The organism is Streptomyces sp. NPDC001450, from assembly GCF_053597295.1.
The window spans coordinates 96,471-112,566 of record NZ_JBSFHY010000025.1; the positions used below are offsets into that span (position 1 = coordinate 96,471).

At 69.0% G+C, this 16,096-nt stretch carries 13 protein-coding genes; 3 read left to right on the forward strand and 10 right to left on the reverse strand.

Annotated elements, in window-relative coordinates:
* The 3 genes from ACWC5O_RS26285 to eccE all read right to left on the reverse strand — a co-directional run.
* Window positions 1–1,737 (reverse strand): SCO5717 family growth-regulating ATPase (locus ACWC5O_RS26285; RefSeq protein ID WP_450781083.1); only part of this gene is annotated, 1,737 nt, incomplete at its 3' end.
* A gap of 300 nt (window positions 1,738–2,037) precedes the next feature.
* Window positions 2,038–2,769: a hypothetical protein gene (locus tag ACWC5O_RS26290; RefSeq protein WP_450589517.1), complete on the reverse strand. Its 732-nt coding sequence runs from the start codon at window positions 2,767–2,769 to the stop codon at window positions 2,038–2,040.
* Window positions 2,770–2,825: 56 nt separating this feature from the next.
* Window positions 2,826–4,163, reverse strand: a complete 1,338-nt coding sequence (gene eccE, locus ACWC5O_RS26295) for a type VII secretion protein EccE (protein ID WP_450589518.1) — start codon at window positions 4,161–4,163, stop codon at window positions 2,826–2,828.
* Between the two features lie 197 nt (window positions 4,164–4,360).
* Between eccE and eccB the strand changes: the two genes are divergently transcribed.
* Genes eccB through ACWC5O_RS26310 form a run of 3 tightly spaced genes read left to right on the forward strand, consistent with a single transcriptional unit; the run spans window position 4,361 to window position 7,751 of the window.
* Complete coding sequence (eccB, locus tag ACWC5O_RS26300) at window positions 4,361–5,890, forward strand: type VII secretion protein EccB (RefSeq protein ID WP_450589519.1); 1,530 nt, start codon at window positions 4,361–4,363, stop codon at window positions 5,888–5,890.
* Window positions 5,891–5,901: 11 nt separating this feature from the next.
* Complete coding sequence (gene mycP, locus ACWC5O_RS26305) at window positions 5,902–7,155, forward strand: type VII secretion-associated serine protease mycosin (RefSeq protein WP_450589520.1); 1,254 nt, start codon at window positions 5,902–5,904, stop codon at window positions 7,153–7,155.
* A 5-nt stretch (window positions 7,156–7,160) separates the two neighbouring features.
* A complete protein-coding gene (locus ACWC5O_RS26310) occupies window positions 7,161–7,751 on the forward strand; it encodes a hypothetical protein (protein WP_450589548.1) in 591 nt (196 codons plus the stop codon).
* 7 nt (window positions 7,752–7,758) lie between these two features.
* Here the strand turns inward: ACWC5O_RS26310 and ACWC5O_RS26315 are convergent, their stop codons facing one another.
* From ACWC5O_RS26315 to ACWC5O_RS26345, 7 genes are all read right to left on the reverse strand, one after another.
* The gene (locus ACWC5O_RS26315) at window positions 7,759–8,397 is read right to left on the reverse strand and encodes a hypothetical protein (protein WP_450589521.1); all 639 of its coding nucleotides are present in this window, start codon (window positions 8,395–8,397) and stop codon (window positions 7,759–7,761) included.
* Window positions 8,384–8,878, reverse strand: coding sequence for a hypothetical protein (locus ACWC5O_RS26320; RefSeq protein WP_450589522.1), 495 nt, complete (start codon window positions 8,876–8,878; stop codon window positions 8,384–8,386). The genes ACWC5O_RS26315 and ACWC5O_RS26320 overlap by 14 nt, the downstream gene beginning before the upstream one ends.
* 63 nt (window positions 8,879–8,941) lie before the next feature.
* Complete coding sequence (locus ACWC5O_RS26325) at window positions 8,942–11,242, reverse strand: hypothetical protein (RefSeq protein WP_450589523.1); 2,301 nt, start codon at window positions 11,240–11,242, stop codon at window positions 8,942–8,944.
* A 69-nt stretch (window positions 11,243–11,311) separates the two neighbouring features.
* Complete coding sequence (locus ACWC5O_RS26330) at window positions 11,312–11,821, reverse strand: hypothetical protein (protein ID WP_450589524.1); 510 nt, start codon at window positions 11,819–11,821, stop codon at window positions 11,312–11,314.
* A gap of 608 nt (window positions 11,822–12,429) precedes the next feature.
* Window positions 12,430–13,167 (reverse strand): hypothetical protein, encoded by a 738-nt coding sequence (locus tag ACWC5O_RS26335; RefSeq protein WP_450589525.1) that lies wholly within the window; start codon window positions 13,165–13,167, stop codon window positions 12,430–12,432.
* The gene (locus ACWC5O_RS26340; protein ID WP_450589526.1) at window positions 13,164–15,515 is read right to left on the reverse strand and encodes a hypothetical protein; all 2,352 of its coding nucleotides are present in this window, start codon (window positions 15,513–15,515) and stop codon (window positions 13,164–13,166) included. The genes ACWC5O_RS26335 and ACWC5O_RS26340 overlap by 4 nt, the downstream gene beginning before the upstream one ends.
* A complete protein-coding gene (locus ACWC5O_RS26345) occupies window positions 15,515–15,976 on the reverse strand; it encodes a hypothetical protein (RefSeq protein WP_450589527.1) in 462 nt (153 codons plus the stop codon). The genes ACWC5O_RS26340 and ACWC5O_RS26345 overlap by 1 nt, the downstream gene beginning before the upstream one ends.
* Window positions 15,977–16,096: the final 120 nt, after the last annotated feature.

A 16,096-nucleotide genomic window follows, 5' to 3' on the forward strand; every position in this document is an offset into this window, starting at 1 on the left:
GGGTCCGCCGGGGGTCGGCTGCTGTCCCGGCTGGGGGAAGCCGTAGCCACCGGGCTGGGCCGGCGGGGTCGGGGTGCCGGGCTGCGGGGAGCCTTGAGCGGAGTCGGGGTTCTGCGGGGGCTGGGGCTGCTGTCCGGGCTGGGGGAAGCCGTAGCCACCGGGCTGGGCCGGCGGGATGGGGGTGCCGGGCTGCGGGAAGCCGTAGCCGGACTGCGGGTTGGGTCCGTTCGGGGTCGGCTGCGGCGCCGGAGGCTGGGGGAAGCCGTAACCGCCCGGCGGGGTCGGCTGCGGTGCCGGTGCGGGTGCCGCCGGCTGCTCGGCCGCGGGGGCGGGGACTCCGGGCGCGCCCGGGGTGTAGGGCTGGCCGGGCTGCGGTGCGGGCTGCGCGGACACCGGAGCCGGCGGAGTGGGCATGCCGGGCTGGTTCCAGGCGGCGGGCGCGGACTGCGGTGCCTGCGGCTGGAACGGCGGCTGCTGGGGCGGCACGGCCGGGTGCGTCGGAGCGGCGTTGGGCTGCGCCTGGGCGGCGTTCGGCTGCGGCATGGACGGGTCGGCCGGCTGAGGCTGCGCGGGCCACTGCGCGGCCGGGGCCGGGGCGGCGGGCTGGTAGGAGGGCGGCAGCGGGGGCACGTTGCCCTGCGGCGCCGGCGGGGGAGCCCAGCCGGGCTGGGCTCCCGGTGCGGCTTCGGGGCCTGCGGGGGCGGATCCGGCGTCCGGTGCGGCCTCGGGGCCTGCGGCGGGAGATGCGGTGCCCCCTGCTGCTTCGGCGCTCACGGCGGCGGGGCGGTCGCCCTGCGCGTCCGTGCTCGCGCCGGGAGCCTCTTCCCTCTGGGCGTCGCTGTTCTCCGGGGCAGCACCCGGTGTCTGCGCGCTCGGTGCGGAGGCGGCCGGGGACGCGCCGTCGGCCTGCGTGGCGTCCGCGCCGGCCGCGGCGCCTTCACCACGCTCGTGCTCGTGCTCGCTGACGGGCACGGACTCGTCGCCGGTGTCCGGGAGGTCGGCGTTCGCGGCGTCCTCGTGGGCGTCCGGCTCCGTTCCCTCGGACGCGGCCTCGCCGCCGTCCTGCGCCTCGCCGTCGTGCGCCGTGGCCGCAGCTGAGGACTTGTCCCCCGCACCCGTGTCCGGGTCCGCGTCCGTCTCCGGACCGCCGTCACCGTCCCCGCCGGCCGCCGACTCGGGCGCACCGACCGGCTGTTCGGCGGAGGGCTCGCTGCCGTGCGCCTGACTGCCGGTCTCGGCGTTCGCAACGGCCTGGTCGGCAGCGGCCGCCGCGGCCGACCGCTCCGCGATCTCCCGCTTCAGCGCGGAGGAGGAGATCCGCATGGTCGCGCCGCTGACGAGGTCTCCGCTGTCACCCTCGGTCGGCACCAAGGGCGCGACGACAGGGGTGGCCGGGGCCTCGGGCGGAGCGACAGGCGTGGCCGGTGCCGCAGGCGGGGCGGCAGGGGCGGGCCCCGTCGACCAGGCCGGCTGGAAGCCGCTCCCGGGCGGCACGTCCGGAACCCCGAAGGGCTGGCCGACCGGCGGCGGAGGCACGGCGGGAGTGGCCGCCGGGGGCGGCACCGGAGCCGGAGCGGGCGCACCGGACGCGCCACCCGACGCGTTCTGCGTGTACCAGGCGGGCGGCGCGTAGTCGATCGTGAACTCGCCCGTCATCTCGATGCCGGACTCCGCGTCGGTCTGGTCGTCGTCGGGTGTGTCCCAGCCCCCGCGGATCCCGTCCCGATCGCTGTTCACAGTTCCTCCTGGTGTGGTCGAACACCCTTGTGCCGTGCCGGGGCGACCATGTCGTGTCGTTCACGTCGTCCGTAGTCGTTCGAGGCAGTCCGATCCACCGGCTCTCCCCCCTGAGGCGACGACGCCTGGTCCACGGGTCTGGCATCGCGCCCGCTCCCAGCCTAATCACCACGAGGCACGCCTCGGCAGGCCCGCCCACCTCTCGGCTCCCGCCCAGTGGCACAAGTCGCCGACAAATCACGAACAAATCGTGTACAAGCAACGAGTAAGTATTGAACAAATGAGACGAGAAAGACCAATTCAGTCCATCCGGCGCGGTGTACCCAACAATCCGATCTCGGCGTCGGTGGGTTGGGTCATCACATACTGCCGGTCACGGTCGCTGCACCAGAGCGTCACACCGTCGGGCAGCGCGGGTAGCGACTCCACCTCGGTCCGGGGCAGCCCCATGGTGCGCCCCAGCTCCGCGGCCTCGTCCGGCGACACCCGCTGGATACCGGCGAGCCGAGCCTGCCGCAGCAGCCGCGGAGCGACCGGACTGAGATACGGCAGCAGGGTCAGCACGGACTGCCAGGGTCCCGACACCGTACGCCCGCGCGGCGGCCGCATCCCGCAGTCCCGCACCACCAGCACCGGCGTACCGGCCGACGCACCCTGCGGGGGCACCCGCCCCACCTCGTAGACGGCGAGGCCGTTCTGCCCGCCGCCCATGGCATGCACCATCTGTATCCAGGCCTGCGGCCGACCGGTCTCCACGGCGACCCGCGCCCCCGTGGCCGCCGTACGCAGCGCCAGCACCTGGGCCGTCCACAGGCCGCCGATCAGCACGACGTCGTACGGCGTGGGCCGGTTGATGCCCAGCACGGCCGGCTGCCCCTCGGCATCCACACCGGCGACCACCCCGTCGTCCCCGATGGGCAGGGCGAGCGCGTCCAGTTGCTGTACGGGCAGTCCGTGTCGGCCGTGCCGGGGCCCGATCAGCCCGAGCCCGTGCCGCAGCCGCTCACCCACCGCCTGCAGCCCGGAAGCCACCGACGGCCCCGCGGCATTCGGAGCCGCGGGCGTCGCCGTCGAAGTCGGAAAGGTCGTCACCGCGCACCTCCAAGGGGCAGCGTGGCCAGCATGCCCGGCAGCTGCTCACGATCGAGCCGGGCGAGCCCCGCCCCGGCCTGCCGCGCGGCGCCCTCCAAGGCGCGCCGCGCGGCCACGAGTTCGTCGTCACTGCGCCCGGTCACCCGCAGATGCCCGCACAGCGACACCTCCTGCCGCTCACCGCGCGTGAGCGTGAGGCTGAAGGTGGTGGCCAGCGCCGGTACGGCCGTCACTCGGGCGACGAACTGGGGCAGCGACTCGCCCCGGCCACCGCCCAGTTGGGGCCATCGCCTGACCCAGTACGTCGTATGCCGCCGGTTGTCGCAGCGCCAGCTGCGCCCGGACTCCTCCGTGCGCCGCTCCCGGGCCTCGCTGCGCCCCGCCTCGGCGGTGACCAGCGGGTTGGCACAGGCTGAGGTGGCGAGCGCGGCGATCAGCTCCTCCTCGTCGAGCGCCCGGGCCCGGAACCCGGCGCCGGTCAGCCGGCTCGCGAGGTGGTCGGCCGCCCGCACGACGCACTTCTGCGCCCCCAGCAGCTCGCCCCCGCGCGCGGCCACCGCCTCCGCGCACAGCTCGGGGTCGAGTTTCAGCGCGATCCAGGTGATGCGCACCGCCGGGGCACCCGTCTGCTCCTGCAGCGGCAGGTAGTTGGCGACGGCCACGGACTGCTGGGGCAGATGCAGCGCGGGCGCCGGCTGCGTGTGCAGCACGATCTGCGCCGACTCCAGCCGGATCCCGTCCACCTCGAGCGCGTCCCGCACCAGCCCCAGCGGCAGCGGCTGCCGGCTCCGCTCGGCCCGCAGCGCGGTCGCGTCGGCCTCCACCTGCAACACGGCGGTGACGAACGTCCCGTCCCCGACGATGCCGACCGGCCGCCGGTCACGCGCCCCGTAGGAGTACGTCCGCAGCGCGGGCTCGCACTCCAGGGCGGGGACCAGGGCCGGTTCCGTACCCGGCGGTATCAAGGTGTTCGCCGCCCGGCGTCGACGGGCCTTCAACTCCCGTGCGGTACCGAGCCACTCCGGGAGCCAACGGCCCCGGCGCCGGACGAAGGCCACCAGGAGCAGAGCCACGGCGACGACCGCGGCCGGTACCAGCGCCAGCGAACCGACGACCCAGCCGGCCAGCAGGACGGCGGCCGCGATTTCCACCAGCACGAGCCGTTGCAACCGGAACGAACCGGGCTGACCCGGTCGGGGCCTGAGGCCGAGCGTCACCGACTGCTGCGGCGCACCGCGCTGAGCGGACGCCCCACTCGCCGCCGGGGCCGACGCATTCGTCCGGCCTCGTGTCGCCGACCGGCCGCGCGATCGCGCCCGCGTTCCGGAAGCCATCACTCCATCCCCCCGATTTGCTCACAACTCGCTGGAACCAGGCGCCTGCACAAGACCCTGGAGGGCCCAGGTACCCTACCCGCTCCACAGGACTCGCCCCGTACCAGGCATAGTAGGGGCCGGGTCCGACAACGGAGGGCGGGGGAGCGTGTTCCCCGGGCGCACTCTGCGTGAGACACGGGGAGAAACGGGCACAGATGGCATCTCGGCGGGACCAACTCAACGCCTACACCTTCGCGAAGCGCCGCATGCTCGCGTCGTTCGTCCAGTCGTCCCCGGACGCCTCGGACGAGGGCGCGCCACGGCCGCTGCGCGCAGTGCTGCCCAGCGCGATCGTCGGCGTGGTCGTCCTGGCGGCCTTCGGGGCCTGGGGCATGTTCAAGCCGACGGCCCCGCAGGGCTGGGACGCACCCGGGCAGAAGGTGATCATCGCCAGCAAGTCGACCACGCGGTACGTGGTGCTGAAGACCAAGGGCAAGGTTCAGCTCCACCCGGTGCTCAACATGGCGTCCGCCAAGCTCGTCCTCGACACCGAGAACGGCGTCGACGTCGTCACCGTCGACGAGTCGATCCTCGACAGCGGCAAGATCCCGCACGGCGTCACGATCGGCATCCCCTATGCGCCCGACCGGCTGCCGTCCGACACGGAGGCGGGCGCCGGCAAGCGCTGGGCCGTCTGCGAACGCCCCAGCGGCAGCGGCGACTCCATCCAGAAGGCCGCGTTCGTCCTGGCCAAGCGCGACCAGGACCGGACCGAGGGCGCCAAGCAGAAGCTGCACGGCGGTGAACTGCTCTACGTCGTCACGCCCGAGAAGACCCGATACGTCGTCGACGCGCAGGGCTGGGCGTACAAGGTTGACAGCACGGACAGCCTGCTCCTGCAGACCCTCGTGGGCGCCAACCGCGTCCCCCAGCACGTGACCCGGCAGTGGATTGACACCCTGCACCCGGGCGACCCGATCAGCTTTCCCTCGATCACCGGCACGCCGGGCGCGGCCGCGGGCGTCTCCGGCCAACTGGACAGCCAGGCCAACCGCGTCGGCATGGTGCTCAGGGCCCCGGTCAACGGCAAGGAGAAGTACTTCGTCGTCCTGCAGGGCCAGGTCGCTCCGATCTCCGATTTCGTCGCCCAGCTACTCCTGGCCAGCAAGGACCTCGTGAAGCTCGGCCAGGCCGGGCACGCCCAGGAGGTCAGCTCCGGCGCCTTCGAGCAGGGGCAGCCGTTCGGAGCCGAGCACAAGTGGCCCACCGAGGCGCCCAGTGCGGTCAACGAGGCCTCCACCGCGAGCGGCAGCCGCAACACCGTCTGCAACGTCCTGCGCGACGTCAACGCCAAGGACGGCAGCACGACGCTGAGCACCTGGGCGGGCACCGACTTCCCGGCGGTCCTGCCCACCGGCTCCTCCAGCGCGTACGTCACCGCGGGCTCCGGCCAGCTCTACCGTCAGTTCCAGGGCACGGAGACCAAGGCGGGCCCGGTCTTCCTGGTCACCGACACCGGCCTGCGCTACGCCCTGCAGTCCAACGACGACAGCGCCACGGACGACGCGGGCATCGGCACCACGGCCAAGCAGCGCCAGCAACTCCAGCAGGAAGCCAAGCTGGCCCAGACCCACCTCGGGTACGGCGGCGTGGATCCCGCGCCGGTTCCCGCGGCCTGGTCGAAGTTCCTGCCGACGGGCCCGCGCCTGTCGACGGCAGCGGCACGCCAGCCGCAGGGTTCGTGAGGGGCAAGCCGATGACGTCCACCCACCGCATCCGTACGACCCTGGCGGCGGCCCTGGCCACGGCCGCCGCCGCTGGCACCCTGCTGACGGCACCGGTGGCGGCTGCCGACGACTCCGGCTCCGACCAGTGCACGTTCTCCAAGACGAACCACAAGTACGCCGGGACGCCCTGGGCCCTGCAGCGGGTCATGCTGGACGAGCTGTGGAGCCAGTCGAAGGGCCAGAATGTCAAGGTGGCCGTGATCGACACGGGCGTCGACACGACCAACCCGCAGCTCACCGGGGCGGTGGACAGCTCCCTGGGCGAAAACCTGCTGCCCCCGAAGGACAGCAAGGGACAGCCGGTCGAAGGCGCCAAGTCCAAGCCCACGACGGACACGGTGGGCCACGGCACCCGGGTGGCGGGCATCATCGCCGCCCGCCCGATGAAAGGCACGGGCTTCGTCGGCCTCGCCCCCAAGGCCACGATCGTCCCGATCAAACAGAACGACGCGGAGGGCCACGGAACGTCCGCCACCCTGGCCGCGGCGATCCGGCACGCGATCAAGGTCAAAGTCCAGGTCATCAACATCTCCCAGGACACAACGAATGCGGTCAAGCCGGACGAGGACCTGCGCCGGGCGATCAACGAGGCCCTCGCCGCCCAGATCGTGGTCGTCGCCTCCGCGGGCAACGACGGCGTCGGCGGCAACGTCAAGAAGACGTACCCGGCGTCGTTCGACGGGGTCCTCGCCGTCGCGGCCTCGGACCGTAACAACGAACGCGCGGCGTTCTCCCAGTCCGGCGACTTCGTCGGCGTCGCCGCCCCCGGCGTCGACATGATCTCCACGGTCCCCAAGGGCGGCCACTGCCCGGACAACGGCACGAGCTTCTCCGCGCCCTACGTGGCCGGCGTTGCGGCGCTGATCAAGGCCAAGCACCCGACCTGGACGGCCCGCGAGGTCGTGGCCCAGATCGAGCAGACGGCGGAACGCTCCATCGCCGGCCACGACCGCCTGGTCGGCTGGGGCGTTGTCGACCCGGTCCGCGCCCTCACGGAGGACGACCACCCGATCGAGTCCCCCCACCCCGACACAGGCCTCACCCATGCGGAGGCACCCACCCCCGCGAAACTCACCCTGGGCGAGACCCCGGCAGAGTACAACGCCCGCCTGGCCACGTATGTCGCGGTCGGCGTGGCGGTGTTGGTGGCGGGGCTGGGTGGGGGAGCGGTGGCGTTGCGGGACGCGCGGAGGAGGCGTCGGGGGCTGGAGGGGATGGCGTGACCTCGATGTCGGTGCTGATCTTCGTCGGGTCCGCCCTGCTGGCGCTGATGGCTTGCGTCAGGGCCGACCGCGTACGTGCCTGGCGGGGGGCACTCAACTCCTCGACCCCCGACATCCCGGATTCCGCTTTCGCGGTCGCCCGCGTCCTGCTGCTGGGGATGGCCGCGGCCGGGGTCTTCGTAGGTTTCCAGACCCTGGCCGTCGCCGACGACGCGAAGTGGAGCAGCGACGAACTGACCAGCGCGGTACGGGGTGCCACGGACGCCCTGGACGGTGGCTTCACCTACGGCGGCCCCCACGAGGAGGACATGCCTGCCGACTTCGAAGGCGAATACGCCATGAAGATCGAGGACGAAATCACCGAGCACGGTGGCGGCGACGCCCCGGAGTTCGGTGTGGACGCCGCCCTCAGCGGTTCCAAGTCGAACGAGGCCTATTACCTGATAACGGCCGACGGAGCGGATTCGGCCTTCTGCATGCAAGTCGAGCGCAGGCGGGACAAGGACAGTGACCGCGAGGAGCCGGGGATCGCCGGGAGGACGGTCACGGTGCCGAAGTTCGTGTTCGCTGTGACCAGCCGGGCGGGGGAGTGCTGAACGGACCTCAGGTGCCCGTCAACACTGCCGACGGCTTCTTGCCGTCCAGAACCTGTTCAGCCCGCTGCGCGAAGACATTGGCGAACTCGGTCAGGAGCGAATCCGCCGCGTCGACGCGGGACCCGGCTTCGGCAAAGCTCAGCATGATGACGCTACCGACCCGGACCTGAACCAGTCGGCCCTTCGAACCCTTCGCCATCGAGGCACTCAAACCGGCCACGGCATCACGCTGCTCACCGAGCTTGCCGGGGTTCACGGCCCGCGGTGAGGGGACTCGCCCCTTCCACGCATTCCAGACGGCTGGGTACGCGGACTTCGCGGTATCCGAGTCCTGGTACGTCTGGATCATGAAGGAAATGTCAGGCCTTCCCTCCTTGCGAAAGGCCGATACTCCGGTGAAGCGAACACGCGCACAGGAATCCGGCGCCTCCCCGTAACAACGGGCCAGGCCCATCGACAGCGCCTTCTTCAAGGAATAGCCGACCGGCTCCAACGAGACCTCCCAGCCGGGGAGGGACTTGGCATCCGGGAGCACTCCTTCAGCCTGCTTCGCGTCGAGAGCGGCTGCCTCTCCTGTTCCGCCGCCGCACCCGCTCAGCAGAGCGAGGGAGGCACTGACGGCCAGAGCAGTCTTACGAACACTCATCGGCGTTCTCCACAGCCTTCGTGTACGCAGTGGCCAGCTTCTTCATGGCAGCCGCATCCCCGAGGTCCGAGGCCCGGACCCGCAACGACGTGTACAGCACCTGCTTGGAGTGATCAGGGCTGTGGCAGTCCTTGACGCGCGCCACGGCGCCGGTCCCGCTGTAGAGGAAGCCGCCGCTGGCAGACGTCTCGGCCGAACCCAGCTGAGGATTGCCGGAGGCCACCGTGGCGATGGACACGTCCTGCGCCCACCACTCCTGATTTGCCATCAGTGCCCACTTGCCGCCGACGTCCACCTGGCAGAGTTGCCGGCTGGGTACCGGATGCGTACCCCGAACCCCGACCTCCTCGCCCGAGGGAAGAAAGGGGGAGATCAGGTCCGGGTCGACCGAGACGCCGCACAACTCTGTGGGCACGTTGTAGGCCTTCTTCTCATCGGATCCCGAGCAGCCGACGAGCATGCCGAACACCGCCAGCATCACTGTCGCTTCCACGACTTGCCGAGACATCAAATATCAAGCTTCCTTGTCCGGATGATCCAGTTGTCAGATGTCCGTGACGAGTTCGGGTCCGACTCGGTCCATGTAGGTGCCGCCCTCCATGAATCCCTGGGAGGAGGATTCCTCCGCCCACGTGGCTATATCGCCATGGTGGGCGAGATGGTAGGCCTGGGCTGCCTCGAAAGCGGCCCTTCGGGTGTATTTCTGGTTGTTCACGGAGCCGTTCTGCCAGTTCTCGCCCATCTTGGCACCGGCGTCGTCCTTGGCGCTGCCTTCGGCGTCCTTGAACAGCTCTTCCAGAATCACGCTGGTCGCGGTTCCGGCAGCGCCACCCACTCCGGCACCGACCGCAGGGGACGCGATGAAGGACGTACCGACACCCACGCCGGTGCCGATGCCTCCGGACAGGACGTTCTTCCACTGGGAAACCGAGTGGTCGAATTCCTTGTCCTTGAGGTCGGCAGGGCCCGCGACCGCTTCGTTCCGGCCCATGGCCAGGGTTCCCGAAACCTGGCCCGAGTGGCGCGCGATGTCCCGAATGGTGAGTTCCATGTCGTCATTCGGCCGCTCGCTCGCCGGCAGATCCGGGTTCAGGTGGTATTCCATCAGCTTGCCCATGTACCGCTTCTGGCCCACTTCGACGGCTGCATAGCCGTCGGGATCCTGACCGACGGCGAAGAGGAATCGGGAGACCTCGCGGTGGTCCAGATCGGCCGCCGAGCCGTCGACGGGATAGAGCTTCCGGGCGCGGTCCCAGGCCGCCTGGCCGTCCTCGTCGCCCTTGTCCGGATGCTGATCCACGTCGGTTGTCGCACGGTCGATGTCGGGCAGGTACTCGGAGGCGATCTGACCCATGCTGTCCGACATGAAACTGTGGTTCGTGAGGCGCTCGTTGTCGTCCGAGATCGAGGACACGATGCTCTCGAACAGCTTGGTCTGCCCCGGGTTGTGAGCGGGGGTGTCCACCGTGGGCAGCTCTCCGGCGGGATGCCCGGTGGTGGCCGCCTCCAGGGCCGCGGCGAGATTGTTGCGGCCGTCGATGCTCTCGCCCTGGCTGAGATCGCTGTTGCTCTCGTGCGGCCAGTGCCGGTCCTCGAAGAGGTACTTGAAGTTGGAGACGGCGCTCTTGTGGTCCCCGTCCTTCGGGATGAAGTCATCGTTGAAGAACTCGGTCGCCGCATCGGGACTGTTGGACAGTCCCTTGAGGTAACCCGACATGGGGTCCCAACCGGAGTCGCCCGACATGTGGTTGAGGTACGGGTCGAAACCGAGCCGCTGCCACGCGGTGTGCTTGCCGTCGTCCGTGAACTTCCGCTCGGTCTCCATGAGGCTCTTGCCGTACTGCGTCATGAAGTCGTCGTCGTAGTCGCCGGCGCGCATGAGGTTGCTCATGACCTGGAACCCGAGGATGTTGCCGCGCTTGCCGTTGACGGGCTGGTCCCCGAGGTCGATCATCTGCCGCTTCCACTCGGTCATGTCGGCAGTGTCGCTCTGGCTGGCGGTGGCGAGGGTGAGGCTGAGGTTCTTCTGCAGCTCACCGAGCTGCTCGCGCCGCTCCCTGGTGATGTCGGGGCTGACGGCCGGGTCGGCGACGTTGGCCCAGAACGACAGCGTCTTCTCCGGGCCGAGATCCTTCGCGAAGCGCTCGGAGAACAGTGGGTCGTCGTGGTACTTCTTCAGACCCGCGTTCAGCCGGTCGAAGTCCGCGACCGACAGGTCGTCGGGGTCCTTCTTCGCGAGCTTGGCCAGCTCGTCGGCCTCCTTGACGGCCTTCGCGGCTTCGTCCCGGTTCTTGTAGCTGGCGTCGGAGAAGCCCATAGCGCTCTGGTCCACGAGCGCCGTCAGGACCGTCTTGGCCGAGTTGTCGCTCTCGGTGGCCTTGCTGAGGATGCCCTGGATCTCGTCGCGGAGGGCGTCCACGTCCTTCTGGTTGGTCGTGCTCGTGTTGCCGCTCGGGTCGGAGGACCAGTCGGGGCGGGTGTTGCCGGTGACCGTGAAGCCGCCGTGGCCGGTGTCGATCACGGTGAGGTTCTTCGCCTCCCCCCGTGAGACCGCCTCCGTCAGCTGCCGGTGATAGTTCTTCAGCTCGTCCCGGGTGTCGCTCAGGATGTTGTGGATCGTGGTGGCCTGCGTGTGGGCGTCGGTGAACTCGCCGGCGGTTTTGCCGATGAACTCCTTGGACACCTGCGCGTTCACGCCGACCCAGTCGGCCTTGTTCGCGGCCTTGTGCAGGCCGTCCTCGGCGTCTTTCTTCAGTTCTTCCAGGTGCTTGACGAGCGTCGACCAGTCGGTGACGGCGTCGTCGAGCAGCTTGAAGTTGGCGTGGAACAGAGCGTTGAAGTCCATTGGTTGTCTTCGTTCCCAGGAGTAGCGGATTCAGGCGGATATGGCGCGCGTCGTCGTCTCCATCCGCCGCTACTCCTTCTTCTTGCTCTGGTCCTTCTCCCCGTAGACGGGGTTCTTCTCGCCCGGAGCCCCCACCCGCTCGTCGAACCCGGCGTCCAGCGCGTCGATGCTGCTCATCTGCCGCTGGATGTAATTGTCGTCGTTCGCGTGGATGCTCTTGGTGACCTGCATGTGGTTGGAGATCTGGGCGCACGCGTCCATCAGGGACTTCAGCTGCTCGTCCCAGCGGTTCGACACGTGCTCGAGCCCGGACCCGACCGCGAAGCCCTGCTTCGAGAGGTCGCCGGCCGCGGAGTCACTGCCGGGGACGGCGACACGGGCCTTGTCCCACAGCTGGTTGTACAGGTGGTGTGCGGCGCCGCCGATCCTCACCAGATCGGCGTGTCCGACCTTGAGGTCACCGGTCTGACTGGGCTGTGCGGTGTAGCCGCCGCCACCGTCGACCTGGTTCAGTTGCATGTGCGCCGACTGACCCTCGACTGCCTGTGCCTTGAGCTGCTCCCACTCGTCCCATGCCATGGGTGGACCCCTTCCCCCGTGCCCGACGGTCGGTGATCGCGTCGGGCGGCCAGCGCTGTGCCGATATCCCGGTGTCCGGTCAAAATAGCAACCAGGGCCATGGAAAATTTACGTCACGTCCGTTGTGCATGATTTGTCAGGCGTGAAGGTTCGAAGGAGATACGCGCTTGTGGCGGGCGAGGGCTGAACGGAGAAGTGGGGGCCGGGCGGAGGAACCCAATGCGCATCACCTGCCGGCGTCTGCCTGTCGCCGGGTGGATGTGGTACCTGGCCACAGGTCTGCGCGGTCTCCTGGTCGAGCCGCAGTTGACACTGTCGAAATCCGCTCTGTCCGGTACCGGCTCGGCCAAGCCGAGGAGGTACCGGAGACCCGCGAGGCCGTGGGCGCTTCCTCTGCGACCCGCACCCATGTGGGACGGCCCGTTGCACGCAACCTGGCGAGCAGCGTCACCGCCAGGACGGCCGCACCAACGTCACCTCCGCCGCGCTACCCGCAAGTGCAGTACGCACCTGTGACCGACGCCGGAATCGGCGGTTCAGACTGGGTGGCCACAGGCGAAGTGCTCACCCGCGGCCACATGCTGGAGCCGGGATGCTCTTGGTGGGAGTTACTTGGCTGCGGTCGGCCGAGCCCTCAACTCTCCAAGCATCTCCGGTAGTTCGCTCTCCTTGAAGCAACCGGCCGTGCGGGCGGCCTTGGCTGCGGCCGAGTAGGCCAGGCGGATGTTGTCCTCGCGGAACGTCTTGGACTTGGCGGGGTCGGATGTGTCGGGTGGGTATGTGGTGACCGTCGCTGTCAGATAACTGGTCTTCACTGAGACGGTGTCGTCCTGTTTTGGCGTGCAGCGGATCGTGATCCAGGCGTAGTTGTCGGTGGCCTTGGTATAGCGGGCGAAGGTGTAGGCGGTCGCCTTCCTGGACGACGTGGTGGCGGGGCTGGGGCTCTGGTCGGTGGAGGTCCAGTCGAACGAGACATCGACCGGGGAGTGGAGCTTTCCGCCCACTGCTGAGAACTGACAGAGGTACTTGCCCACCTGAGCATCGGAGTTGTCCGCCGAGGCGCCGAGCTCCTTGAGCAGTCGTGCGAAAGTAACCATGTCGGCAGGCTGCTTGATCTCGTCGAACCTGCGTGCTCCACTGACGGACTCGAGACTCCGTGCCGCCTGTGTGTCGAAGGCGCCGTCACATATCGAGGACGCGTCGGCGCCCTTTTTGGGCTGCCCGGAGTCGCCGTCTTTCGAGCAGCCGGCCAGAGAGAGGGCACAGATGAGCCCGACCGCGGCGACCCGGGCGGGGCGAGCGGGCAGTCCGAAGGTCACCATGTTGAGCTCGTCGATCCGTTTCATTCCGTGACCGGGAGGTTCCCGGCCTCCTGCTGGGCCTGGCTGCCAGCGCTGTAACCGGTCGCCTGTGCGGACTTGAGGTTGTCCCTGATCTGGTAGTAGGCGTCGTCGCTCTTCCATCCGCTGCCGTGCAGGTTTTCCAGAACCCGGCGTCCTGGCTCCCACGAGGACGTGTACCCGGCGTCGTAGATGGCCTTGCGGTCCCCCTGCCGGACGTCAGCGAGTTGACGGTGCTGACTCTCGCCGTACTTGTCCAGGTTGTCCTCGATGTGGCTCGACACCTGGTCCTGGACGTTCTCAGACGCGAGGGGCACGATGGTCGAGGCCAGACCTGTTTCCGGCTCGGGGACGAATGAGAAGGCTCCGCCGACGAGCGCCCCGGCAATTTCCTTCTGCCGCGCGATGCGCTCGTCCACGGCCTTGTTGTACTCCGCTTCCTTGGCCTGGCCCTCCGCCGTCACCTGGTCGGCGCGGGACTGGTCGATGATTCCCTGGACCTCGGCCCCGGTCCGTACCGCAGTCTCAGCCGCGGCCGAGTGCACCACGCCGTTGTGGTCGACGATCGGCGGATGGGCGTCCAGCACCGATGTCGTGTACACCTGCTGGGCGGCCCCGATCTGCGCGTACGCCTTCGGGTCCTGCCCCAGAGTGCCGAGGAAGCCCCGGGCGTCCGACGCGTGGATGTGCGCGCGTTCGTCGCTGAAGCGCCCCGTACCGTCCTGCGCGAAGATGGAACGCGTGTCGTCGTCGTCCATGGACCAGTCCAGATCGTCGATGTAGGCCGAGCCGATACGACTGAGGCTGTCCTGGATCCCGTCCTGCTTCTTCATCAGCTCGGCACCGCTGAACTGGGTCCGCTCCGCCTCCGTCCCCTCGGCGGGCCGCCCGTACAGGTGGATCACCTTCTCGGCGACCTTGGCGGTGTCCAGGTCTCGATGCAGCTGCGGCGGATGGGCGTCGTACGGAGCACCCGTCGTCGCCGACTCGAGCGCGTGGCCGAGTGAGTTGTACCCGGCGATGGTCTTAGCATGGTCCCCGGCGAAGTCCTCGGGCCATTCGCGCTTGTCGGCGAGGTAGTGGAAGTGGTCGCCCTCGTTGAAGAACTGGGTGGACGCCTCGGAGTTGTGTCCCAGCGCCTCCATGAGCCCGGTCATGGGATCGCGGCCGGCGTCGTTCGCGTCGCCGTAATGCAGTTGCTCCCACTCTCCCGAGTGGTCCCACGGAAGGACGTCCTTGCGGGTGACCCTGCGTTGCAGGCCGCCGTACTCGTCCGAGGTATGCGACTTCTCGTACGCGATGAGGTGGTCGCCGTAGTCGTGGAGGAAGTCGGTCTTGTACTCCCCGTTGCGCATGAGGTTGCTCATGACCTGGAAGCCGTAGACCGGGTTCTCGCCGTTGGAGCGGAGGTCCGTGCCGCCCAGGGTGATGACCTGGCTCTTCCAGGAGTCCATCCTGGGGCTGTCTGAGTGGCTGGCCGTGGCCAGTGTCATTCCCAGCTGCTTCTCCAGGCCTTCGATCAGGTGCATGCGCTGCTTCTGGGCGGCCGAAAGGCCTTCCCGGGAGCGGGGATTCACCGCGAACTGGGAGTCGTCGGTGATGCCGGCGTAGAACTCCAGGGTTCGCTTCGGACCCACGTCGGTGGCGAACCGCTCGGCGAAGAGTGGGTCGTCCTTGTACTTGGCCAGGGCGGAGTTGAGCGAGTTCAGCTCGGTGTCGGTGACCTCGCGCGGGTCCTTCTTCAGGATCTTCGCCAGCTTGTCGGCTTCCTCGACAGCCTTGGCCGCGTCGTCACGGTTCGCGTAGTGGGCGTCGGAGAAGCCGTACTTGGCCTGGTCGACGAGGAGGGTGAGGACCCTTGCGGCACTGTTGTCGCTCTCGGTGGCCTTGTTGAGGATGCGCTGGATCTCGTCGCGGAGGTCGTCGGCGTCCTTCTGACTGGTCGTACTGGTGTTGCCGCTGGGATCGGAGGCCCAGTCGGGGCGGGTGTTGCCGGTGACCGTGAAGGTGCCGTGGCCGGTGTCGATCACGGTGAGGTTCTTCCCCTGCCCGCGCTCGATGGCCTCCTTCAGCTGAGTGCGGTAGTCGATGAGTTCGCCGCGGGTGTCCTTGAGGATCTTGGTGATGGAGTCGGCCTGCGTGTGCGCGTCGCCTACCTCACCCGCGGTCTTGTCCACGAACTCCCGCGTCACCGTCGCGTTGAGGCCAGCCCAGTTGGCCTTGTCCGCCTTGGATTTGAGGTTGTGCTCGGCGTCGTGCTTGAGGTCGGCCAGATGCTTGGTCATCTGCTCCCAGTCGGTGATGGCCTCCTCGAGCTGGGAGAAGTTGCCGAACCGGAGGGTGTCGAGATCCATCAGTGCTGTCCGGTCCTCTGGTCGAATCCTTCGTCGAGCGTGGAGATGCTGCTGATCGTCCCGGCGATGTAGGCCTCGTCGCGGGCGTGCACGCCCTTGGTGTAGTCGAGGTGGTTGGAGATGTGCGCCGTGGCGTCGAGCAGGGACTGCACCTGGTCGACCCAGCGCTCCGCCACGTGATCCAGCGCGGCCCCGAGCGCGAAGCCCTGGTCCTTGAGTCCGCCGGCCGCCTTGATGGAGGCGAGGCGGGCGTGGTCGCTGTAGCGGGAGAAGTCCTGGTGAAGCTGGTAGGCGGCGTCGCCGACGGCGGCGAGGTCCTTCTGGCTCACCCGCAGATCGCCCTGGGGGCTGTCGCCGCTGGCGCTCCCACCAGGATCCGCCGGAATCGAATTGAGTTCCATCTTGGTGGAGTGCCGCTCAGCCGCCTGCGTCTTGAGCTGCTCCCACTCGTCCCACGCCATGCGTGGACCCCTTCCCCGTTGTCATCGCCCGGGCTCGGCCGAACGCTCGGCAACGTAACAATCGCTTCCTCGGGGGTAGGTTTTGTGGTTGCAAAGTTCTCGTGTGGTTGTAGCGGAGCG